21 protein-coding genes and 1 tRNA gene are annotated in these 19,712 nt (G+C 66.8%); 9 read left to right on the top strand and 13 right to left on the bottom strand.

Annotated features, from left to right (window positions below):
- Positions 1 to 11 precede the first annotated feature (11 nt).
- From H7H34_RS21355 to H7H34_RS21325, 7 genes are all read left to right on the top strand, one after another.
- The gene (locus H7H34_RS21355; protein ID WP_185926374.1) at positions 12 to 1,628 is read left to right on the top strand and encodes an FAD-dependent oxidoreductase; all 1,617 of its coding nucleotides are present in this window, start codon (positions 12 to 14) and stop codon (positions 1,626 to 1,628) included.
- Between the two features lie 46 nt (positions 1,629 to 1,674).
- Positions 1,675 to 1,899, top strand: a complete 225-nt coding sequence (locus H7H34_RS21350; protein WP_185926373.1) for a DUF2783 domain-containing protein — start codon at positions 1,675 to 1,677, stop codon at positions 1,897 to 1,899.
- A gap of 121 nt (positions 1,900 to 2,020) precedes the next feature.
- Entirely contained in the window at positions 2,021 to 2,563 is a 543-nt protein-coding gene (locus tag H7H34_RS21345) for a VOC family protein (protein ID WP_185926642.1), read from the top strand.
- A 131-nt stretch (positions 2,564 to 2,694) separates the two neighbouring features.
- Complete coding sequence (locus tag H7H34_RS21340; protein WP_185926372.1) at positions 2,695 to 3,333, top strand: histidine phosphatase family protein; 639 nt, start codon at positions 2,695 to 2,697, stop codon at positions 3,331 to 3,333.
- 13 nt (positions 3,334 to 3,346) lie between these two features.
- Positions 3,347 to 3,733 carry a DUF6152 family protein gene (locus H7H34_RS21335; protein ID WP_199681361.1) on the top strand — a complete coding sequence of 129 codons (387 nt, stop codon included), beginning with the start codon at positions 3,347 to 3,349 and terminating at the stop codon, positions 3,731 to 3,733.
- 9 nt (positions 3,734 to 3,742) lie between these two features.
- Positions 3,743 to 4,243 carry a hypothetical protein gene (locus tag H7H34_RS21330; RefSeq protein ID WP_185926371.1) on the top strand — a complete coding sequence of 167 codons (501 nt, stop codon included), beginning with the start codon at positions 3,743 to 3,745 and terminating at the stop codon, positions 4,241 to 4,243.
- A gap of 132 nt (positions 4,244 to 4,375) precedes the next feature.
- On the top strand, positions 4,376 to 5,602 hold the full coding sequence (locus H7H34_RS21325) for a lipase family protein (protein WP_185926370.1): 1,227 nt from the start codon (positions 4,376 to 4,378) through the stop codon (positions 5,600 to 5,602).
- Positions 5,603 to 5,689: 87 nt separating this feature from the next.
- Here H7H34_RS21325 and nikE read toward each other — a convergent pair whose 3' ends face one another.
- From nikE to nikR, 6 genes are all read right to left on the bottom strand, one after another.
- Positions 5,690 to 6,505, bottom strand: coding sequence for a nickel import ATP-binding protein NikE (gene nikE, locus H7H34_RS21320; RefSeq protein WP_185926369.1), 816 nt, complete (start codon positions 6,503 to 6,505; stop codon positions 5,690 to 5,692).
- Complete coding sequence (gene nikD / locus H7H34_RS21315; RefSeq protein WP_371811444.1) at positions 6,502 to 7,320, bottom strand: nickel import ATP-binding protein NikD; 819 nt, start codon at positions 7,318 to 7,320, stop codon at positions 6,502 to 6,504. The genes nikE and nikD overlap by 4 nt, the downstream gene beginning before the upstream one ends.
- A complete protein-coding gene (gene nikC / locus H7H34_RS21310) occupies positions 7,317 to 8,222 on the bottom strand; it encodes a nickel ABC transporter permease subunit NikC (RefSeq protein WP_185926368.1) in 906 nt (301 codons plus the stop codon). The genes nikD and nikC overlap by 4 nt, the downstream gene beginning before the upstream one ends.
- Positions 8,219 to 9,163 (bottom strand): nickel ABC transporter permease subunit NikB, encoded by a 945-nt coding sequence (gene nikB, locus H7H34_RS21305; RefSeq protein WP_185926367.1) that lies wholly within the window; start codon positions 9,161 to 9,163, stop codon positions 8,219 to 8,221. The genes nikC and nikB overlap by 4 nt, the downstream gene beginning before the upstream one ends.
- Before the next feature lie 4 nt (positions 9,164 to 9,167).
- A complete protein-coding gene (gene nikA / locus H7H34_RS21300; protein WP_185926640.1) occupies positions 9,168 to 10,697 on the bottom strand; it encodes a nickel ABC transporter substrate-binding protein in 1,530 nt (509 codons plus the stop codon).
- Between the two features lie 163 nt (positions 10,698 to 10,860).
- Positions 10,861 to 11,391, bottom strand: coding sequence for a nickel-responsive transcriptional regulator NikR (gene nikR, locus H7H34_RS21295; protein ID WP_185926366.1), 531 nt, complete (start codon positions 11,389 to 11,391; stop codon positions 10,861 to 10,863).
- A gap of 205 nt (positions 11,392 to 11,596) precedes the next feature.
- Between nikR and H7H34_RS21290 the strand changes: the two genes are divergently transcribed.
- Together H7H34_RS21290 and H7H34_RS21285 are read left to right on the top strand one after the other, a co-directional pair.
- Complete coding sequence (locus tag H7H34_RS21290; protein ID WP_185926365.1) at positions 11,597 to 13,450, top strand: heavy metal translocating P-type ATPase; 1,854 nt, start codon at positions 11,597 to 11,599, stop codon at positions 13,448 to 13,450.
- 168 nt (positions 13,451 to 13,618) lie between these two features.
- The gene (locus H7H34_RS21285; protein WP_185926364.1) at positions 13,619 to 14,755 is read left to right on the top strand and encodes a beta family protein; all 1,137 of its coding nucleotides are present in this window, start codon (positions 13,619 to 13,621) and stop codon (positions 14,753 to 14,755) included.
- On the opposite strand, the gene H7H34_RS21280 is transcribed toward H7H34_RS21285, so the two are convergent.
- The 7 genes from H7H34_RS21280 to H7H34_RS21250 all read right to left on the bottom strand — a co-directional run bounded on the left by H7H34_RS21280 (position 14,752) and on the right by H7H34_RS21250 (position 19,712).
- Positions 14,752 to 15,318, bottom strand: a complete 567-nt coding sequence (locus H7H34_RS21280) for a sce7726 family protein (RefSeq protein ID WP_185926363.1) — start codon at positions 15,316 to 15,318, stop codon at positions 14,752 to 14,754. The two genes, H7H34_RS21285 and H7H34_RS21280, sit on opposite strands and share 4 nt — an antisense overlap.
- Positions 15,319 to 15,592: 274 nt before the next feature.
- Positions 15,593 to 15,669, bottom strand: a tRNA-Arg gene (locus H7H34_RS21275).
- A 179-nt stretch (positions 15,670 to 15,848) separates the two neighbouring features.
- Complete coding sequence (locus tag H7H34_RS21270; protein ID WP_245165162.1) at positions 15,849 to 16,781, bottom strand: PDR/VanB family oxidoreductase; 933 nt, start codon at positions 16,779 to 16,781, stop codon at positions 15,849 to 15,851.
- A gap of 21 nt (positions 16,782 to 16,802) precedes the next feature.
- A complete protein-coding gene (locus H7H34_RS21265; protein ID WP_083202361.1) occupies positions 16,803 to 17,369 on the bottom strand; it encodes an MOSC domain-containing protein in 567 nt (188 codons plus the stop codon).
- An 8-nt stretch (positions 17,370 to 17,377) separates the two neighbouring features.
- The gene (locus H7H34_RS21260) at positions 17,378 to 17,761 is read right to left on the bottom strand and encodes a RidA family protein (RefSeq protein WP_185926361.1); all 384 of its coding nucleotides are present in this window, start codon (positions 17,759 to 17,761) and stop codon (positions 17,378 to 17,380) included.
- A 38-nt stretch (positions 17,762 to 17,799) separates the two neighbouring features.
- Positions 17,800 to 19,164 carry a TRAP transporter large permease gene (locus H7H34_RS21255; RefSeq protein WP_371811443.1) on the bottom strand — a complete coding sequence of 455 codons (1,365 nt, stop codon included), beginning with the start codon at positions 19,162 to 19,164 and terminating at the stop codon, positions 17,800 to 17,802.
- Positions 19,161 to 19,712, bottom strand: coding sequence for a TRAP transporter small permease subunit (locus H7H34_RS21250; RefSeq protein ID WP_067224562.1), 552 nt, complete (start codon positions 19,710 to 19,712; stop codon positions 19,161 to 19,163). The genes H7H34_RS21255 and H7H34_RS21250 overlap by 4 nt, the downstream gene beginning before the upstream one ends.

The following is a 19,712-nucleotide window of genomic DNA, read 5'->3' as shown; positions in this document are numbered from 1 at the left end:
CGGGAGGTCACATGACGAAGATCTTCGAAACGCCGCTCTACCCTTATATCCGCTGCCGCGATCAGGATGCCGCCGAGCCGACGCGCCATCCGGTGGTGGTGATCGGCGCGGGGCCGGTCGGCCTGGCACTGGCCATCGACCTTGCCCAGCAGGGTGTTGCCGTCACCGTGCTCGACGAGAACGACAAGGTGAGCTGGGGCTCGCGGGCGATCTGCTTCGCCAAGCGGCCGCTGGAGATCCTCGACCGGCTCGGCTGCGGCCAGAAGATGGTCGACAAGGGCGTCGTGTGGAACCTCGGCAAGGTCTTCTTCGACGAGCGCAAGGTCTACGACTTCAACCTGCTGCCCGAGGACGGGCACAAGCGGCCGGCCTTCATCAACCTGCAGCAGTATTATCTCGAGCAGTATCTGGTCGAGCGGGCGCTGGAAATCGGCCGCGACACGGGGCTTCTGGAGCTGCGCGGCGGCAACAAGGTGAGCGCGGTCGCGCAGCTTGCCGATGGCGTCGAGCTTACCGTGGAAACGCCCGAGGGGCCGTACCGGCTGATCGCCGACTGGCTGGTCGCCTGCGACGGTGCCGGCTCGCCGACCCGCGCCATGCTGGATCTCGACTTCCGCGGCCGGGTGTTCGAGGACAACTTCCTGATCGCCGACGTCGTCATGAAGGCGGACTTTCCCACCGAACGCTGGTTCTGGTTCGACCCGCCGTTCAACCGCGGCCAGTCGGCGCTGCTGCACCGGCAGCCGGACGACGTCTGGCGCATCGACCTGCAGCTCGGCTGGAACATCGACCGCGAGGCGGAAAAGCAGCCGGAGCGCATCGCGCCGAAGCTGAAGGCGATGCTGGGCGAGGATATCGAGTACGAGCTGGAATGGGTGTCGATCTACACGTTCCAGTGCCGCCGGATGGAGAAGTTCCGCCACGGCCGGGTGATCTTCGCCGGCGACAGCGCGCATCAGGTCTCGCCCTTCGGCGCACGCGGCGCCAATTCCGGCCTGCAGGACACGGATAACCTGGCCTGGAAGCTGAAGCTCGTGGTCGAGGGCACCGCGCCCGAGGCCCTGCTCGACAGTTACGATGCCGAACGCGTCTTCGCCGCCGACGAGAACATCCTCAACTCGTCGCGCTCGACCGACTTCATCACGCCGAAAAGCCACGCAAGCCGGGTGTTCCGCGACGCGGTGCTGGAGCTGGCCGAGCATCACGCCTTCGCGCGGCCGCTGGTCAATTCCGGCCGCCTGTCGCTGCCGGCGACCTATGACGGCTCGCCGCTCAACGGCCCGGACTGCGCCGCGATGCCGGCCCGCACCCGGCCGGGCGCGCCGGCGAGTGATGCGCCGGTTGCCGGCGGATGGCTGATCGACCGGCTCGGCGACCGCTTCCAGCTGGTGACCATCGACGTGGAGGCACCTGGCACGCTCACGGTCGACGGCATCCCGGTCGAACGGGTGGCACTGTCGGCCGCCGACGATCCGACCGGCGCGCTGGCCGCGCGCTATCTCGGCGAGGCGAAGAGCGCCGTCTACCTGATGCGGCCCGACCAGCATGTGGCGGCCCGCTGGGAGACGTTCGATGCCGGCGAGGTGACGCGGGCATTGCGGATCGCCACCGCCAGGGACGGAAAGTAAGCCGGGGATTGAGGCCGGAACCGGCCGGAACTCAAGGAAACTCGAGATGAGCGAAACCACCAAGGAGACGGGCCTGCGACTTGGCCCCAACCTTCCCGATCCCGACGGCTTCTATGCCGAGCTGATCGCACTGCACGAGGGGCTGTCGCGCGAGGACAGCGAGGCGCTGAACGCCCGGCTGGTGCTGGTTCTGGCCAACCATATCGGCGACCGGGACGTGCTGCGCGCCGCCTTTGCCGCCGCCAGACTGCAAGGCGCATCAAGCGCTTGATCCTTTCCGCAGCGGCCTGCGGCTGAGGGGCCCGTGGCTGCTGCGACCCTGCCGAACGCGGACGGGGCGTTCCGTTTCAACGATGAAAACGGGAGTGCCCGCAATGACTGTCCAACCGGACCTGAAGATCGACCGGATCCACCACGTCGCCTATCGCTGCAAGGACGCGAAGGAGACCGTGAACTGGTATGTCGACAACCTGAACATGGGCTTCGTGCTGGCCATCGCCGAGGACAAGGTGCCCTCGACCCATGAGCCGGACCCCTACATGCACGTCTTTCTCGACGCCGGCGCAGGCAACGTACTCGCCTTCTTCGAGCTTCCCACCAAGCCGGAGATGGGCCGGGACCCGAACACCCCGGTCTGGGTGCAGCACATCGCCTTCAAGGTGAAGGACCGCGACACGCTGGTCGCCTACAAGGAGCGGCTGGAGAAGAACGGCATCGAGGTGCTCGGCGTCACCGATCACTCGATCTTCCATTCGATCTATTTCTTCGATCCGAACGGCCACCGTATCGAGCTGGCCTGCCCGGATCCGGCCGAGGAAGAGATGCTGCGGAAGCTCGACGCGGTGAAGTGGGAGATGCTCGAGGAGTGGTCGAAGACCAAGCGGGCGCCCCAGCATGCCGCCTGGCTGCATGCCAAGGAACTCGGCAAGGCCTGAGGATAACCCGTCTCTCGCCTTCGGATCGCCGCTCCGCGCGGCGATCCGGTTTGACGGGCGCACCGGCCGCCCTAACTGCTGGGTCTGGCGCAAGGTATCCCCCTTTCGCCAGACCGACAGCGGACCGGACGATGATCCACTTGCTCCCGTTTGCGACAGGCCACGCGAAAGGCCGGTTTCGCCGGCTTGTCCTCGCGCTCCTTGCCCTGCTGGTGCTGACCGGGCCCGCCATCGAGGCGGCGCGGGCGAGCGGCGAGGCGGAGGCCTGGGCGGCGCTCTCTTCGAACCGCGGTGCCATCGCCGTGATGCGGCACGCGCTCGCCCCCGGCACCGGCGACCCCGCCGGCTTCCGGCTCGGCGACTGCAGCACCCAGCGCAATCTCGACGACCGCGGCCGGGCGCAGGCCAGGGCCATCGGCGCCGCCTTTCGCGAACGCGGCATCGCGGTCGACCAGGTCCTGACCTCGCAGTGGTGCCGCGCGCGGGAGACGGCCGCGCTTCTCGGCCTCGGCGAGCCGCAGGAACTGCCGGACCTCAACTCCTTCTTCGCCGACAGGCGCGAAGCGGAAAGCCAGACCCAGCGCCTTGCGGCCGCGATCCGTGCCCTGCCGCAAGGAACGGTCGCTGTCCTCGTGACCCACCAGGTCAACATCACGGCCCTGAGCGGCGTTTATCCCGCGTCCGGCGAGATCATCGTCGGCCGGCAGGAGGGCGAGTTGTTCACGGTGATCGGCCGCATTGCCCTTACCGCCCCGGGCGGGGGATCATGACGAGGAGAACCCAATGAGCTTGAGCACAATGACCCGGCGCGCCCTCACCGCCGCCCTTTGCCTCGGCGTTGCCGCAACCCTTGCTATCCCCGCTCTCGCCCATCACGGCTGGCGCTGGACGACGGGGAAGAACATCGAGCTGACCGGCGTGATCAGCGAGGCGCGGCTCGGCAACCCGCACGGCGTGCTGACGGTCGACGCGGAAGGCGAGAGCTGGCAGGTCGAGGTCGGGCAGCCGTGGCGCAACGAACGTGCCGGACTGAAGGACGGCGACCTGGCGCCCGGCGTCGAGGCGACCTTCATCGGCGAGCCCTCGGCCAATATCGAGGACCGCTTGATGAAGGCGGAGCGGATCAGCATCTCCGGACGCAGCTACGACCTCTATCCCGGCCGCGACTAGTTCGCCCCGATGCAGACGCTTGTAGACCTGCTTGCGGGGCTGCCGCTGGCCGAGTGGATGCGGGTCTCGCGCTGGGGCTATGCCGGCGTCAACACGCTGCATGTGATTGGCTTGTCGCTGCTTTTCGGCGCCATCGTGCCGCTCGACCTGCGGCTCCTCGGGCTGTGGCGCGGCCGTGTTCCGCTGGCCGGGCTTGCCCGGGCACTGGTGCCGGTTGCTGCCGGCGGGCTGGCGCTCGCGCTGGTCACCGGCGCGCTGCTGTTTCTCTCGGCGCCCGCCGACTACGCCAGCGCGCCGCTGTTCCTCGCCAAGATCGGCCTCATCCTGCTGGGAGCGGGCTCGGCCCTCGTCACCCACAGGGCGGCGGCAAAAGGTGCGGCGGATGGCGACATGGCCGACCGGCTGGCACAGCTTTCGTCGGCCCGGCTGCGGCTTGCCGGGGCGCTGTCGCTGATCCTGTGGACCGCTGCGCTGGTCTGCGGACGGATGCTCGCCTTCACCGGGGATTGATCCGGCCGGTCCCGAGCGGGCGGAGGCCGGAAATCCCCGCCGCCACGATGGACCGCTGCATGTGACAATTGCCTTGAGCCTTGCCATCGTGACAAGGATGGTGCGTTGCACCGGCTTGGGGCAGGGGGACAGATGCAGGACGAGAAGAACGGCGCCCGCAAGGGCGGGCGAGGCCGCGCGGTCGGCCGGTGGCTGGGCGGGCTCGGCCTGCTGGTACTCATCGCGCTGGCGGCGGGCTGGTGGCTGACCCTGCCGGACCGGCCCGACGCCTTCTACACCCCGCCCGAAACCGTGCCCGCCGAACCGGGCATGCTCCTGCGCAGCGAAGCCTACGACACCGACATTCCGGCCGGGGCGAAGGGCTGGCGTATCCTCTATACCAGCCGCCTGGAAGACGGCTCGCCGACGGTCGCAAGCGCAATCGTCGTGCTGCCGGATATCCCCGCGCAAGGACCGCGACCGCTGATCGCCTGGGCGCACGGCACCACCGGCATCGCCCGGGGCTGCGCGCCCTCCATCTCGCCCGCACCCTTCGGCGGCACGCCGGGCATGGACGAGGTGGTCAAGCGCGGCTGGGCGATGGTGGCGACCGACTATGCGGGCATGGGTACGCCGGGACATCACGCCTATCTGGTCGGGCAGGTCGCGGCCTATTCGGTGCTCGATTCCGTCAATGCCGCCAGACAGATGGCGGAGTGGCAGCTCGGCGACCGCGTCGTCGTCTGGGGCCATTCGCAGGGCGGCCATGCGGCGCTGTGGACCGGCATGCGGGCCGGCACGGACGCGCCGGACCTGAAGATCGCCGGGGTCGCCGCGATGGCGCCGGCGACCGAGCTTGCCGCCATGATCGGCTACGGCGCCCGCAGCAGCTTCGGCGAGATCATCACGGCCTATCTCTACACCGCCTATCACCGGCTCTACCCGGAGATCGGCGAGGCCTATATCAGCCGCTTCCATGCGATGGTGGCCAAGGACATATCCCGCCGCTGCATCTTCGACTGGCGCACTGCCTGGTCGCTCGCCCTGACCCGGCTGCTGCCCGATCAGGGACTGTTCCTGCAACCGATTTCTGACGGCCCGTTCGGGGAGCGGCTGGCGCAGAACGACCCGAACGGGGCCATCGACGCGCCGGTGCTGCTGGCGCAGGGTCTGGCCGACGAGGTGATCGATCCGAGGCTGCAGGATGGCTATGTCGCGCGGCGCTGCGCCGCCGGCCAGGCGATCGACTACCGGGAATATCCTGGGCTCACCCATGTCAGCCTGGTCGAACCGGGCTCGGCGCTGACGCCGCAACTGCTGGCCTGGACCGAGGACCGCTTTGCCGGAAAACCGGCGTCAAGCACTTGTTCCAAAAGATAAAATCTGTTCGGGAATTTTCGAGACGGATTTTGCGAAATTCCGTCTCAATTTCCCGAAAATTTGCGAGCGCCGTCGCAATCCCGCCGATCAGCCCGCGGCGGCGACCTTCACGGTGCGCACGCGTGCCGGGAGCGGCGGCAGGATCGCCGCCTTGAGCTCCAGCGAGGCGGGATGGCGCAGCTCGGCCAAAGCACTTGTCCCCGTCTCCTCGACGACTTGTCCCCGCTGCATGACGATGGTGCGGTCGGCGAAGCGCTCGACCAGCCGCAGGTCGTGGGTGACGAAGAGGCAGGCGATGCCGGAGGCCTGCTGGAGCCGCTTGAGCAGCGCCAGCGTGGCGGCCTGAAGGTGCAGGTCGAGATTGGAGACCGCCTCGTCGAGGACGACGAGAGCCGGCTCTGGCGCCAGAGCGCGGGCGATGCACACGCGCTGCAGCTGGCCGCCGCTGACCTGCGAGGGCAGCATGGAGGCAAGCGAGGCCGGAAGCTCGACCATTTCGAGCAGCTCGTCGACCCGTCGGGCGCGGGCCGAAGCATCGAGCGAGGTCAGATAACGCAACGGCTCGGCGATGATCGAGCGGATGTCGAAGCGGGGATTGACCGCGCCGGGTGCGTCCTGGAACACCATCTGCACTTCGCGGCGGAACCGGCGCAGGCCGGCCCGGTCGAGACGGTCCAGCGGCGTGCCGCGAAAGGCGACGGTGCCGCCGTCGGGCCGCTCCAGCCCGCAGAGCAGGCGCGCCAGCGTGCTCTTGCCGCAGCCGCTGCGGCCGAGCAGGGCGACGGTCTCGCCGGCCGCAACCGAAAGCGAGACGCCGTCCAGCGCCGTGCGCGCGGCGCCCGTCCCGACCAGCGAGACACTGCGATAGATCCGGGAGACGCCATCGGCGCGGATCAGCGTCATGGGGCAAGCTCCAATCCGTAAAGGGCAAGATGCGCCGCAACCAGCATCCGGGTGACCGGATGGCGCGGCGCCTGAAACACCTCCTCGACCGGCGCGCATTCGACCAGGCGGCCCTGATCGAGCACCGCGACATCGTCGGCGAGGCGGGCGACGACGCCCATGTCGTGGGTGACGAGCAGGACGCCGAGGCCGCGCGCGGCAACCAGACGCTCCAGAAGCTCAAGGATGCGCATCTGCACCACGAGGTCGAGATCGGTGGTCGGCTCGTCGGCGAAGAGGAACGGCGCATCGGCGAGGAGCGCCAGCGCGATCATCATCCGCTGCAGCATGCCGCCGCTCATCTCGAAGGCATGCAGCGGCAGGATGCGGGCGGGCTCGTCGAGCCCGGCCTCGGCCATCGCCGCCGCAATGCGCGCTTCTGCATCGGGCCCTGAAAGGCCCAGCGCGGCAAGCGTCTCCAGCGCATGATCGCGCATGGTGCGGACCGGATTGAAGGCGCTGCGCGGGTTCTGCAGGATCGTCGCGACCTGTCGGCCGCGAAGGGCGGCGGGCGCGCACTCGGCACCATTGAGACGGACGCGGCCGGACAGCGCCCTGGTGCCGGGCGGCAAAGTGCCGAGCGCGGCCATGCAGGTCATCGACTTGCCCGATCCGCTGGCGCCGACCAGCGCCAGGACGCGGCCGCGCCGGACCTCCAGCGTCAGGTCGCGGACCAGGACCGCGCCGTCGGCACCGGAGCCGGAACCGGCGGCGACCGTCAGCCCCTCAATGGAGAGGAGGCCGGATGCGGAGGAGGGTGTGGGGGCGAGATTCAATGACAATGGTCCGCCCTCAGATGCGGGTCGAGACGGTCGCGCAGCGCATCGCCCAGGATGTTGAACGCCATCACCGAGACGAAGAGGGCGAGGCCCGGCCAGAAGATCAGCATCGGCGCGGTCCAGACGAACTGGCGCGCATCGCCGATCATCACGCCCCATTCGGCGGTCGGCGGCGCGACGCCGAGGCCGAGGAAGGAGAGGCCGGAGACATGCAGCATCATGTGGCCGATATCGAGCGTGGCGAGCACCAGGAGCTGCGACAAGGTGGCGGGCAGCAGGTGCGCGGCGAAGATGCGCAGCCGGCTGGCCCCGGCAAGGCGGGCGGCCAGCAGGTAGTCGCGATGGCGCAGCGACAGGACGATGCCGCGCACGATGCGCGCATACCAGGCCCAGTGCGACAGCGCGATGGCGATGACCACGTTGACGAGGCCGGTGCCGAGCATACCGATCATGAACAGCGCCAGCACCAGGGTGGGGAAGGTGAGGAACACGTCGGTGACGCGCATGATCAGCTGGTCGATGCGCCCGCCGATGAAGCCGGAGGCGCCGCCGACCACGATGCCGAGCACGAGAATGAGCGCCAGCGTCAGCGCGACGACGCCGAGCGACACGCGCACGCCGGCGATCAGCCGCGAGAGGATGTCGCGGCCGAGATGATCGGTGCCGAGCCAGTGGACGGCATCGGCGCCCTGCAGGCGCTGGGTCAGGTCGATGAGGTCCGGATCGTGCGGCGAGATCCAGGGGCCTGCCACCGCCGCGACCAGCAGCAGGACGACGACGGCGAGGGCGATGCGCACCGGCCAGCGGCCCGAGAAGGGCGCGGCCAGCCGGGAGAGAAGCCGGCGGGAAGGGCGCGCTGAGGGGCCAGGGGACGGAGCAGAGAGCGGCAGGTCGGTCATTCCACCCCCTCCGCCGACAGGCGGATGCGCGGGTCGGCCAGCGCATAGACGATGTCGACCACGAGATTGCACAGCATGAAGATCGCGACCATGGCCAGGGTGAAGCACTGGATCACCGGATAGTCGCGGTTGAGGATCGCCGAGACGGCATAGCGGCCGACGCCGGGCCAGCCGAAGATGCTTTCGATGATCAGGGTGCCGCCGATCATCTCGCCGACATGCATGCCCATGGCGGTGATGACGGGCAGCCAGGCATTGCGCAGCACATGGGCGCGCTCGACCCGCCGCTCGGGCAGGCCGCGCAGCCGCGCATAGCGCACATGCGGCTGGCCGGCGGCCTCCAGCATGCTGGCGCGCAGCAGCCGGGCGTTTATGGCGAGCGACATGAACGAGATGGCGAGCGCCGGCATCACCAGATGGGCGAGCCCGCCACGGCCCATCGCCGGCAGCCAGCCGAGATGGACCGAGAACAGCAGCACCAGCAGGAAGCCGAGCCAGAAATTCGGCATCGAGACGCCGATGAAGGCAATCAGCCGCACCAGGTGGTCCGGCCAGCGCTCGCGGTAGCGCGCCGCCCAGATGCCGAGCGGCACCGACAGGCCGATGGTGAGCGCCAGCGCGACACCCGCGAGTTGCAGCGTTGCCGGCAGGAAGTGCAGCAGGTCCGGCAGAACCGGGCGCTGGGTGGCATAGGAGGTCCCGAAATCGAGCCGCACCGCCTTGCCGAGCCAGTCGAGATACTGGGTCATGATCGGCCGGTCGAGGCCGAGCATCATGCGCGCGTCCTCCAGCGCCTGCGGCGTCGGCGGCAACTTGGACAGGCGCAGATAGTCCATCGCCGGGTCGCTCGGCCCCAGCCGCAGCATCAGGAAGATGACCAGCGAGGCGCCGAGCAGCATCGGCACCAGGAGGAGGACGCGGCGGAGAATGAAACCGGCCATCGGATCAGTCCGCCGCCGGGATCAGGCGGTCGAAGGGGATCTCGCTCGACATGGCGCCGAAGGGCACCGGACCGACCTCCTTGCGCGCAACCGCAATGGCGGTGACATAGGTCAGCGGCAGGTAGACCGCCTCGTCATGCAGACGGGTGAGGAGATCGCGGTAGATCTGCTGGCGCGCCGTCTCGTCGGTGCTGACCAGCGCCCGGCCGATCATCGCGTCGATCTCGGCCTTGTCGGCCAGGCCAAGCTGGGCCTGATAATCGGCATGGGAGGGCAGGCGCATGGAGCTGACGAAGGCATGCGGATCGTAAGGCGCGCCCCAGGTGCGGTTGAAGATCATGCCGAAGCGGCCGTCGCGCTGGCGGGCATAGATGCTGCTCTCCTCCTCTCCGGTGAGCAGGACCTCGATGCCGACGCGGCGCAGATCCGCCTGGATGATCTCGGCCATCGACTTGGCGACCGCATCCGTGCCGACGAAGCAGAGCTCGATGCTGAGCCGCGCGCCGTCCTTCTCGCGGATGCCGCCGGCGTCGGGTGCGGTCCAGCCGGCCTCTTCCAGCAGGCGCCGCGCCTCGTCGAGATCGTACGCGTAGGGCGCAAGGCCGATATCGGCATACGGCACGTTGGGCGCGAACAGGGTGTCGGCGCGGCGCTGGGTACCGTAGAGCACGGTCGCGATCATCGTGTCCTTGTCGACGGCGTGGTTGATCGCCCGGCGCACGGCAAGATCGCGCGTCGCCCCGTGATTGGTGTTGAGCGCCAGGACCCGGCTTTCCAGCGGTTCCGACAGGGCGGCGGTGATGCCGGCCGCCTCGCCCATGGAACGAAAACGCTCGAACGTGTCGGGCGAGATCGGCCCGTCGCTGCCGTAGATCAGGTCGATCTCGCCGGTCTCGAAGGCGATGGCGCGGGTGTTGGGATCGGGGATGACCTTGCCGGTGACCGAGGCATAGGCAGGCTTCTCGCCCCAATAGGCTTCGTTGCGGGTGAAGACGTCGCGCTCGCCGAGCGAGGTCTCGGCGAGCATCCAGGGGCCGGTGCCGACGGGAGCGGTGATGCCGTCCTTCGTGCCGCCCGCAACGAACTGCGAGGGCGCGATGAAGCGGAAGGGGCGGGGCAGCGCCAGTTCCTGCAGCACCGGGTAATAGGCGTCCTTGAGGGTGAGCCGCAAAAGGTGCGGGCCGGCAACCTCGGCCGAGACAATCTGGTTGGCGAGCTCCAGCCAGGCATGGCGGGAGCGGTTGGCGAGGATCGCGTCGAAATTCGCCTTGGCAGCGGCGGCATCGAAGGGCTCGCCGTTGGAAAAGGTCACGTACTCGCGCAGCGCGAAGGTATAGACGCGCCCACCCTCCGACACGTCCCAGGAGGCCGCGAGCCAAGGCACGACGGTGCCGTCCGCGCGGTAGCGCACCAGGGGCTCGTAGACCATGTTCTGCGCGAACATCTGGTTCGGCGAATAGAGATGCGGATTGAGCGGGCCGACATTGAGCGGCCAGGAAAAGGCGAGGTCAAGCCCGTCCGCGGCAGCGGGCATCGGGGACAGGGGCACGAGGCTCGAGGGGAGAATCAGGCAGGCAAGGAGAGCGGAGCGGGCAAGGACGCGCGCTGCGCCGCGGAAAACCTCGAACATCGGTCGCTTTCAGGGCAGGAGGATCACAGTATGAGTTATTTCAATAACATCATACTGCCCTGTGCGGTCAAGGCTTCAGCGGCTCGTCTTTCGGCACATCGCCCTCGTGATGGGGATGATCGTGCCCGTGATGGTGGTCGTGGTCATGCGTGTGCGGCTGGCCGCGCACCAGCAGCGTCTCGCCGGGGGCGGCGGGAAAGACATGCAGGCTGCCGTGGCGCACGCCGCGCTGGCTGGTCACGCTGTCGGCGAAGCGGCGCAAATCGCCGGCGGTGCCGGCCAGGATCGACACTTCGAGGCAGTTTTCGGCACTGACATGCACATGGGTGGTGGCGACCGACAGCGCGTGATGGGCGTGGTGGTTGTCGGTCAGCCGGTTGGGCAGGTCGCGGATGCCGTGGTCGTAGACATAGGTGAGCGCGCCGTAGCAGGGGCGGTCGTTGTCCAGCTCGCCGTCCGGACCGATCGCCTCGCGGGCAAGCGCCTCGCGCGCCATGTCGCGGAAGATCTCCGAACGGCTGGCATAGCCGCGCTTCTCGCTGAGGGCATCGATCTGCCGCAACAAATCCCCGTCGACCGTGATCGTGATACGTTCCATGAAACCTTGTCCGTTCCGCCAAGCGGCGCGACCATAGCAGAAGCGAACGGGCGATGCTGCCCCGCGAAGGCGTCAGCAAACGGCCTGTCTGCGACAGGTCTGCGACGCCGCGCGGCCTCGACGGACCCGCCGGCGCGCGCAATGATGCCGCCAGCCACGCGCAAGGGGGCCATGGCGGCCGGCCGCGCCAGCCAGGGGATAGAGTGTGGAGAGCAGTGCGAGCGACCGTTTCAAGACGGCGATCCTGATCCTTGCCGTCGCCGGACTGGCCGGCGGGCTCGTCCTATATGTCGCGGACCAGGGCGACATCGCCCGCATCGTCTGGTTCGCCGGGGTGGTGCCGGCGCTCGTCGCGCTGGTTGTCGAGATCGCGCGCAGCATCGGGCGCGGCGAGGTCGGCCTCGACATCGTCGCGGCGCTGTCGATGAGCGCGGCGCTCGCCTTCGGCGAAACGCTGGCGGCGGCCGTCGTCGCGGTGATGTATTCGGGCGGCACCTTCCTGGAGAGCTTTGCCGAAGGGCGGGCCCGGCGCGAGATGCACGACCTGCTGTCGCGGGTGCCGCGCACGGCGACGCGCTATCGCGGCGGCGCGCTGGAGGATGTGCCGCTCAATGAGATCCAGCCCGGCGACCGGCTGCTGATCCGGCAGGGCGACGTGGTGCCGGTCGACGGGACGCTCGCTTCCGAAACCGCCTTCCTCGACACCTCGGCGCTGACCGGCGAATCCCTGCCGCAGCGCCTGTCGCAGGGCCATGAGGCGATGAGCGGGGCGACCAATGCGGGCGAGGCGTTCGACATGACCGCCGCCCGCCGCGCGGCGGAAAGCACCTATGCCGGCATCGTCCGGCTGGTGGAGGAGGCGCAGCGTTCCAAGGCGCCGATGTCGCGGCTCGCCGACCGCTGGTCGCTGGGCTTTCTGGCGGTCACGCTGGTCATTGCGTTCGGCGCATGGTGGGCGACGGGCGACCCGATCCGCGCCGTTGCCGTGCTGGTGGTGGCAACACCCTGCCCGCTGATCCTTGCCGTGCCGGTGGCGCTGGTCGCCGGCCTGTCGCGGGCGGCGCATTTCGGCGTTCTGATCAAGGGCGCCGGGCCGCTGGAGACCATGGCGCGCATCCGCACGCTGATCCTCGACAAGACCGGCACGCTGACCGACGGGCGGCCGCAGATCGTCACCATCGACGCCGAGGACGGCCTGGGCGAGGCGGAGCTGCTGCGCCTTGCCGCATCGCTGGATCAGGCCTCGAAACACCCGGTCGCCCAGGCCATCGTCGCCGCCGCGCGCGAGCGGGGCCTTGCGCTCGAAGTGCCCCTGCAGGTGGTGGAGCGGGCCGGCGAAGGGGTGATCGGACAGGTGGCCGGGCGCGCGGTCGTGGTCGGCGGCCACGGTTTCGTCGCGGGTGAAGTTGCAGGCGAGGGCGCGGAGAAGACGCGCGGCGCGCTGCCCGACGCCGCCGCCGGGGCGGTGGTCGTCGCGGTGGCGGTGGACGGGCGGATGGCCGGGCATCTGGTGATGTCGGACCCGTTGCGCGAGGGCGTCGGCGCGATGCTGGACGGGCTGCGGCGCGGCGGCATCGAGCGGATCCTGCTGGCGACCGGCGACCGGGCGGACGTGGCCGAGCGGGTGACGGAGGGGCTCGGCCTCGACGGGCTGCGCGCCGGGCTGTCGCCCGACCAGAAGGTGCTGCTGGTTCTCACCGAGCACAAGCACGGCCCGGTGATGATGGTGGGCGATGGCGTCAACGACGCGCCGGCGCTGGCGGCGGCCGATGTGGGCGTTGCCATGGGCGCGCGCGGGGCGGCGGCCTCGGCCGAGGCGGCGGACGTGGTGCTGCTGGTCGACCGGATCGAGAGGCTGGGCGCCGGGATGGAGATCGCCCGCGCCGCGCGGCGGATCGCGCTGGAAAGCGTCGTCGCCGGCATCGGCCTGTCGGTGCTGGGCATGATCGCCGCCGCCTTCGGCTACCTGACGCCGCTGCAGGGCGCCCTGCTGCAGGAGGCGATCGACGTCGCCGTGATCCTCAACGCCCTGCGGGCTTTGCGCGTGCGGCCGGAGTGAGGGGGAGGGGGAGCCTTACTTAAGGAAAGAACCGACACTAAGAGACTTCAGAAAAGGAACTACCCAATTTTTGCTATTTCCATATTTTGCGCAGATATGATTTTATATATCTTTGTGTCTTGATTGCCTTTTCTCAACGTCGATTTTCGCCCTTTTCTGGAGGCAGAGATGGTCATAGATTTTACGAGCTACTATTATTTCCCCTGCCTGCAATTGTCGGAAAACGAACAGATTGGTTATGAAAAATTAAGCGATGAAGATAAAAATTCAATTATTCCAATATTTGAGCTTAGCCAAATAAAAAACGAGTCATCATTTGAAGATAGCGTAAAATCTATATCGGACATGATAGAGGGAAGGCCGTTTATTTTCGACTTGTCGAAAGATAGAGCGCCACCTGCATATGTCGCGAAGAATAATCCTGATGAAGCTAAAATAGTAAAAACGCAGGCCGCTCAAGATAATTATAACAAAATTCTGACTTCGCTATTGTCTCCGGAAAATGGCTTCGCTGAATGGCGCGGGCTCGTGCAAAAATTCCCGAATTCGATACCCGTATTGCAATTTACAGACCCTATAGCGCAAACTAACCAGATCCTCCGCCAAGCTGCGTTGCTTTCGCGAGATGGCTACAGCTATCTATCTATTCGCATTACAGAAGAAACCAATACGGGAATTTTTCCTGTAATTGGCCAAATAATCTCTATACTCGATTCTGCTTCTCAGCTCCTCCTGATCATTGATTGCGGTCAGGGTAGGCAGCGCATAGCGGAGCGCGCCGAGTTTGCTAAACTTGCAATCGCCCGCATCCAAGAGGAACTTGAGCCTTCACAAGCACTTCTTCTAACAGCCGTATGTCTTCATGATTCATATACGAGCCCACCCGATGGTCTACCTAAGATATACGAATCTCATTCCTGGGACCTCTGGTCGCAAGCAAGCGAGAAGTTCCCATTTCTATTTGGAGACTACGGAGCCAACTATCGCCACAAGAAAACAAGCACTTTCATGCCTGGAGAATGGAAGGCGCAAGTAGTATACCCGATGCAAGAGTCTTGGCTTGTCTACAAGCACCCTGACGCACAGGATGTGCAAGGGTGGATTAACGGGTCGCAGGCGATCCTGAAAGACCCAAACTGTGACAAAAATAACCAATGTTGGGGCAGCGAGTTATTGGAAAGAGCCAGACAAAACGACATTGAGGGTGTCGCCTCTGCTCGCTTCTGGCATGGCGCAAAGATCAACATGCACATCCATCGCCAAATTAGATACGCTCCGACAAAAATGGGGGGCGGCGAGCCTTAAGCCTGATTGCGCAGTTTGAGAACGGCCCTAGAAATATCACGGATCTCTCGTTCGGAGATGCTATTGACGGTGCGCTCAATCATGGCTTCTTTGCTTACATTCGTTGTTATCGAGACGTTCGCTCGACGTGCTAGCTCCACGATTTCTCTTTTGGACAAAGCATAGAGGAGCGACCGCACATCAACGTGGCGATTTAGTTTGGGAGTTCGAGCCACTCGGAAGCCGCTGTCGTCTCGGTAGACAATGATGCCCCACCACGTAGGAACTGTTTTGCGTGCGGCTGCCAAATGTTTGTGTGTCGTTACGACACTAACCCGGTCAAAGAAGCGCGAGAACGCAGGCACCTGAACGGTCAACCGGCGGAGAGTGTCGACGTCGCTCTTAATCTCAAAGCCTGCCAATTCGCCATTTACGAGCGCCAAGTCGATGCGTGCGGATGGGCGAGGCATTTTGAGTTCTTGCAACAGCTCGGTTGACCCGTCACTCGGGTGCAGAGCCCGGAGCCAATCGATTAGTGGTGCGCGAATGCACGCATCACGAAGCAATCCACTATTTTCACTCATACCTGCCCTCTAGGCAGAAAAGTTTACTTATCATCCGTTATTCAATCCTCAACAATTTTGGTCGACCAAAGAAAATTCCCCTAGGCTCCACCTTACTTCGCTTTGTGTGGGGACGGCTCTGAGGACAACAAGCTCTCTTAGGTATCTATCTCTACGAATTTATTGTGGCTGAAAGGGCCGCTGCCGTTGGCGCGAATTGAGGCCGGGTTTACATTTGCTGCGCTTCCTTCAGCGCAGCACCATTTGGCACAAATCATCTAAGCTCTTGAAAGTTTGGCGCACCCGACAGGATTCGAACCTGTGACCTCTGCCTTCGGAGGGCAGCGCTCTATCCAGCTGAGCTACGGGTGCTTCCGGCGGGGTGGACCCGCGGACGCGGTGCCTGTTCGACACCGGGGATGCGAAGCGTTCTTACAGGATCGCGCCAGCCGCATCAACCAGCGAATTGGCCCCTCCCGCCGCACGGGATAACCGACCGGTCAAGGCGCGCCGCCCGTCCATGTCTTCGCCTCCAGGGCGGGGCCACCCCTTCACAGATCGAGGACGATGCGGCCGCGGCCGCGGGAGACGCAGGGCATCAGCCGGGTTTTCTGGCGCCTGGCGTCGAGCACCACGTCGCGGTGGACGACCTCGCCTTGCAGATAGCCGCATTCGCACGAGCCGCAGACGCCGGATTCGCACGAGGTCGGCAGCTCGATGCCGCCTTCCGCCAGCACGGCAACGAGGCTGCGCTCCGCCGGGACGGCAAGGACCGCGCCGGTGGAGGCGATCACCGCCTCGAAGGGCTCGGGCACGAAATCGCCGGGGTCGAGCGCCGCGAACCTCTCAGTATGGAAACACTCGGCCGGCCAGCCGCGCGCCGCCACCGCCGCCTCGACGGCCTCGGCAAGGCGCGGCGGCCCGCAGACGAGGACGTCGGCCTCGGCAGGTTCGGCCGCAAGGACGGCGGACGCATCGAACCGGCGCCCCTCGTCCGGAAACCAGGTGACGAGACGGTCGCCGCAGACGGCCGCGACCTCGTCCAGCAACGGGGCGGCGGCGCGCGACCTTGCGCAATAATGGAAGGCGAAGTCGGCGTTGTGTTGGGCGAGCCGGCGCGCCATCGCCAGCAGCGGCGTGACGCCGATGCCGCCGGCAACGAGCAGGGTGCGGCGGGGCACCTCCGGCAGCTCGAAATGGTTGCGCGGGGCGGCGACCGTCAGCAAGGCGTCCGGCGCCAGCGCCGCGTGCAGCCAGGCGGAACCGCCGCGCCCGGCCTCCTCCCGCCGCACGGCGATAAGATAGTGGCTGCGGTCGTCCGGGTCGCCCCAGAGCGAATAGTGCCGCACGCCGAGCCCGGGCACATGCACATCGACATGCGCCCCGGCGGTCCACGCCGGCAATTGCGGCCGGCGCGGATGCTCGAGACGGATCGCGAGGACATCGCCCGCATCCCGGCGCAGCTCCGCGACCCGGAGCTTCATGACAAGCCTCGCGACCATGGCTCAGTCCAGCATCTCGATGGTGTCGCCGGGGCGGATGGTGCCGCCCTTCTCGATGCCGCAATTGAGGCCGGAGCGGTTGTAGAGCGGCAGGAAGACCTCCATGCCCAGCAGCGTCTCCAGATACTTGCACGGGAAGTTGAGCCGGCCGCCGCGCAGGATCACCTCGCCGACGCGGAAGCGCCGCCCGACCAGATGGTTGAGCGGCACGCCGCGCACCGTGAGATTGCGCCGGTGATCGACCGGCTCCAGCACCACCGGGCCGGACTGGAGCGGGGGATCGTTGCGGGCGAGCGCATCCAGCGCCTCCTGCTCGATCAATGTCACCTCGCGCACGTCGGGACGGGCGGAATAGGTGCCGGTGCCGAGGAAGTAGCGGTCGCCCTCGATGCCGCGACCGGCAACGCAGACCGCTTCCTCCAGCTCCTCCATCTCGAAGCTGGCTTCCGGCGCGATGTGGATGTGCAGCAGCTCGCCGGTCCAGCCGGTGACGCCGCCCTGCCGGCCCAGCGCGTCGATGGCGGCCGGGTGGCTGAAGGCTTCCATCATTTCGGGTGCTTCGCTTGCCATGGCGGACCTCACTTCACCCGGACGGCGACGGCTTCGATCTCGACCAGCGCATCCTTGGGCAGGCGCGCGACCTCGATCGCCGAACGGGCCGGCGGCTCGCTCGGGAAGGCCTTGGCGTAGACGCCGTTCATGGCGGCGAAATCGTCCATGTTCTTCAGGAAGACCGTCGTCTTGAGCACCGAGGCGAGCGAGGCGCCGGCGGCTTCCAGCACGGTCCTGAGGTTGTCGAGCGAGGCCTGTGTCTGCGCCTCGACGCCCTCCACCAGCTGGCCGGTCGCCGGGTCGATGGGCAGCTGGCCGGAGACGAAGACGAGATCGCCATAGGCGACGGCCGGCGACAGCGGCACGCCGGGCACGGTGACGGACGGAGGAGCGATGACAGTACGGGACATGCGTTTCCTTTCGGGTTGGGCGGGGCCCGGTGCCTGGTTCAGTAACCGAGGGCGCCGGGCAGCCAGAGAACCAGCGCCGGGAACAGCAGGCAAAGCCCGAGGCCGGTGAGCTGGAGAAGCGTGAAGGGGATCACCCCCTTGTAGATGTCTCCCAGGGTGAGATGGGCGTGGCCTGCCTGCCGAAGGTAGAACAGCGCCGGCCCGAAGGGAGGGGTGAGGTAGGAGGTCTGCAGGTTGACCGCGACGACGATGGCGAACCATAGCAGAAGCTGGTCGGAGGGCACCGTGTCGCCGAGGTCCAGCGACAGGACGATGGGCCGGAAGACGGGCAGGATGATCAGGGTGATCTCCAGCCAGTCGAAGAAGAAGCCGAGCAGGAAGATGATCGCCATCAGCAGGACGACGAGCGTCCAGTCATGCAGGTCGAGCAGGTCGATCACATGGATGATGGCATCGTCGCCGCCGAGCTCGCGGAAGACGTAGGAAAACAGCGTCGCACCGCAGAAGATGCCGAAGATCATCGCATTGGTGAGCGCGGTGCCGCGTGCCACCTCGCGCAGGAGGCCGAAGGACAGCCGGCCGTTGAACAGGGCAAGCAGCGTTGCCCCGAAGGCGCCGATGCCGGCGGCCTCCGTCGGGGTGGCAAGGCCGCCGACGATGGAGCCGAGCACGAAGACCACCAGCAGGGTGGGCGGCACGAAGCCCTTGAGCACCAGCATCCAGATGTCGGCGGCGGCCTCGTCCCCCGGCTTTGCCATTCGGGGCATGCGGTCCGGCCGGATCAGCGCCATGACGACGATGAAGACAAGGTAGAGGCCGGACAGCAGCAGACCGGGGATGACCGCGCCAGCGAACAGGTCGCCGACCGGGATCGCCAACATGTCGCCCATCACCACCAGCATGATCGAGGGCGGGATGAGGATGCCGAGCGTGCCGGAGGCGGCGATGACCCCGGAGGTCATGCCCTTGTCGTAGCCCCGGTCGACCATCACCGGCAGGGCGAGCATGGCCAGCATCACCACCGAGGCGCCGACGATGCCGGTCGTCGCCGCCATGATGGTGCCCATCAGGACGACGGCGAGCGCCAGCCCACCGGGCACCCGGCGCATCAGCACCGAGAGGATTTCCAGCAGGTGGCGGGCGACGCCGCTCTTTTCCAGCATGATCCCCATGAAGATGAACATGGGGATGGCGACGAGGACGAGGTTCTCCGCGATCGACCCCCAGATGCGGCTGACGATGAGGAACAGCTGCATGGGGTAGAACATGTCGAGCGCGGCGCCGAGGGCGGCGAAGGCAAGGCCGACGCCGGCAAGGCAGAAGGCGACCGGAAAGCCGGAGAACAGGATCAGCACCAGACCGCCGAGCATGGTCAGCGGCAGAACGACTTCGAACGTGCTCACAGGCCCACCTCCTCGTGCCGGGAGGGAGGCGCCGGCGGGGGCGCGGCCCCCATCAGCCGGGCGATCTGCTCGGCGATGACGCCCAGCGCTGCGGAGAGCAGCGTGGCGAAGCCGATGAGCAGGGCCGACTTGATGATCCAGCGATGGGTGAGGCCCGTCTGCGAGGCCGAGGCTTCGCCGAGCAGGTAGGAGCGCTCCACGAAGGTCCAGCCGTAATAGAGGACGATCACGCAGAACGGTACGACGAAGAGCAGCGCGCCGATCAGCTCGATGACCGCGACGGTCGTCTCGCCGAAGCGGGTGTGCAGGACGTCGATGCGCACATGCTCGCCCTCGACATAGGCATAGCCGAGGGAGAAGAGGAACAGAGCGGCATGGAAATGCCACTCCAGGTCTTGCAGCTTGGTCGAGCCGAGCACCACGAAGCGGCGCGTGATCACATCCACGACAACGGTCAGGATCAGGAGGACGACGAACCATGCCGCCGCCTGTCCCAACCGCCGCGCGAACGCCTTCAGGAATTGGGCCGAAGCCAGAAGGAGGGTCAT

This window comes from Stappia sp. 28M-7, assembly GCF_014252955.1.
In the GTDB taxonomy this organism is placed as follows: Bacteria; Pseudomonadota; Alphaproteobacteria; order Rhizobiales; family Stappiaceae; genus Stappia.
Note: the sequence above shows the minus strand (reverse complement) of the source record. Positions and strands in the feature narration are given on the sequence as shown.

Coding starts and splice junctions, on each gene's coding strand:
- H7H34_RS21250 (WP_067224562.1), bottom strand. CDS start 19,712: ATGACCCTCCTTCTGGCTTCGGCCCAATTCCTGAAGGCGTTCGCGCGG.
- H7H34_RS21260 (WP_185926361.1), bottom strand. CDS start 17,761: ATGTCCCGTACTGTCATCGCTCCTCCGTCCGTCACCGTGCCCGGCGTG.
- H7H34_RS21340 (WP_185926372.1), top strand. CDS start 2,695: ATGATCCACTTGCTCCCGTTTGCGACAGGCCACGCGAAAGGCCGGTTT.
- H7H34_RS21280 (WP_185926363.1), bottom strand. CDS start 15,318: ATGAGTGAAAATAGTGGATTGCTTCGTGATGCGTGCATTCGCGCACCA.
- H7H34_RS21330 (WP_185926371.1), top strand. CDS start 3,743: ATGCAGACGCTTGTAGACCTGCTTGCGGGGCTGCCGCTGGCCGAGTGG.
- H7H34_RS21355 (WP_185926374.1), top strand. CDS start 12: ATGACGAAGATCTTCGAAACGCCGCTCTACCCTTATATCCGCTGCCGC.
- H7H34_RS21285 (WP_185926364.1), top strand. CDS start 13,619: ATGGTCATAGATTTTACGAGCTACTATTATTTCCCCTGCCTGCAATTG.
- nikA (WP_185926640.1), bottom strand. CDS start 10,697: ATGCCCGCTGCCGCGGACGGGCTTGACCTCGCCTTTTCCTGGCCGCTC.
- nikE (WP_185926369.1), bottom strand. CDS start 6,505: ATGACGCTGATCCGCGCCGATGGCGTCTCCCGGATCTATCGCAGTGTC.
- nikC (WP_185926368.1), bottom strand. CDS start 8,222: ATGACCGACCTGCCGCTCTCTGCTCCGTCCCCTGGCCCCTCAGCGCGC.
- H7H34_RS21265 (WP_083202361.1), bottom strand. CDS start 17,369: ATGGCAAGCGAAGCACCCGAAATGATGGAAGCCTTCAGCCACCCGGCC.
- H7H34_RS21350 (WP_185926373.1), top strand. CDS start 1,675: ATGAGCGAAACCACCAAGGAGACGGGCCTGCGACTTGGCCCCAACCTT.
- H7H34_RS21335 (WP_199681361.1), top strand. CDS start 3,347: ATGAGCTTGAGCACAATGACCCGGCGCGCCCTCACCGCCGCCCTTTGC.
- H7H34_RS21270 (WP_245165162.1), bottom strand. CDS start 16,781: ATGAAGCTCCGGGTCGCGGAGCTGCGCCGGGATGCGGGCGATGTCCTC.
- H7H34_RS21325 (WP_185926370.1), top strand. CDS start 4,376: ATGCAGGACGAGAAGAACGGCGCCCGCAAGGGCGGGCGAGGCCGCGCG.
- nikR (WP_185926366.1), bottom strand. CDS start 11,391: ATGGAACGTATCACGATCACGGTCGACGGGGATTTGTTGCGGCAGATC.
- nikB (WP_185926367.1), bottom strand. CDS start 9,163: ATGGCCGGTTTCATTCTCCGCCGCGTCCTCCTCCTGGTGCCGATGCTG.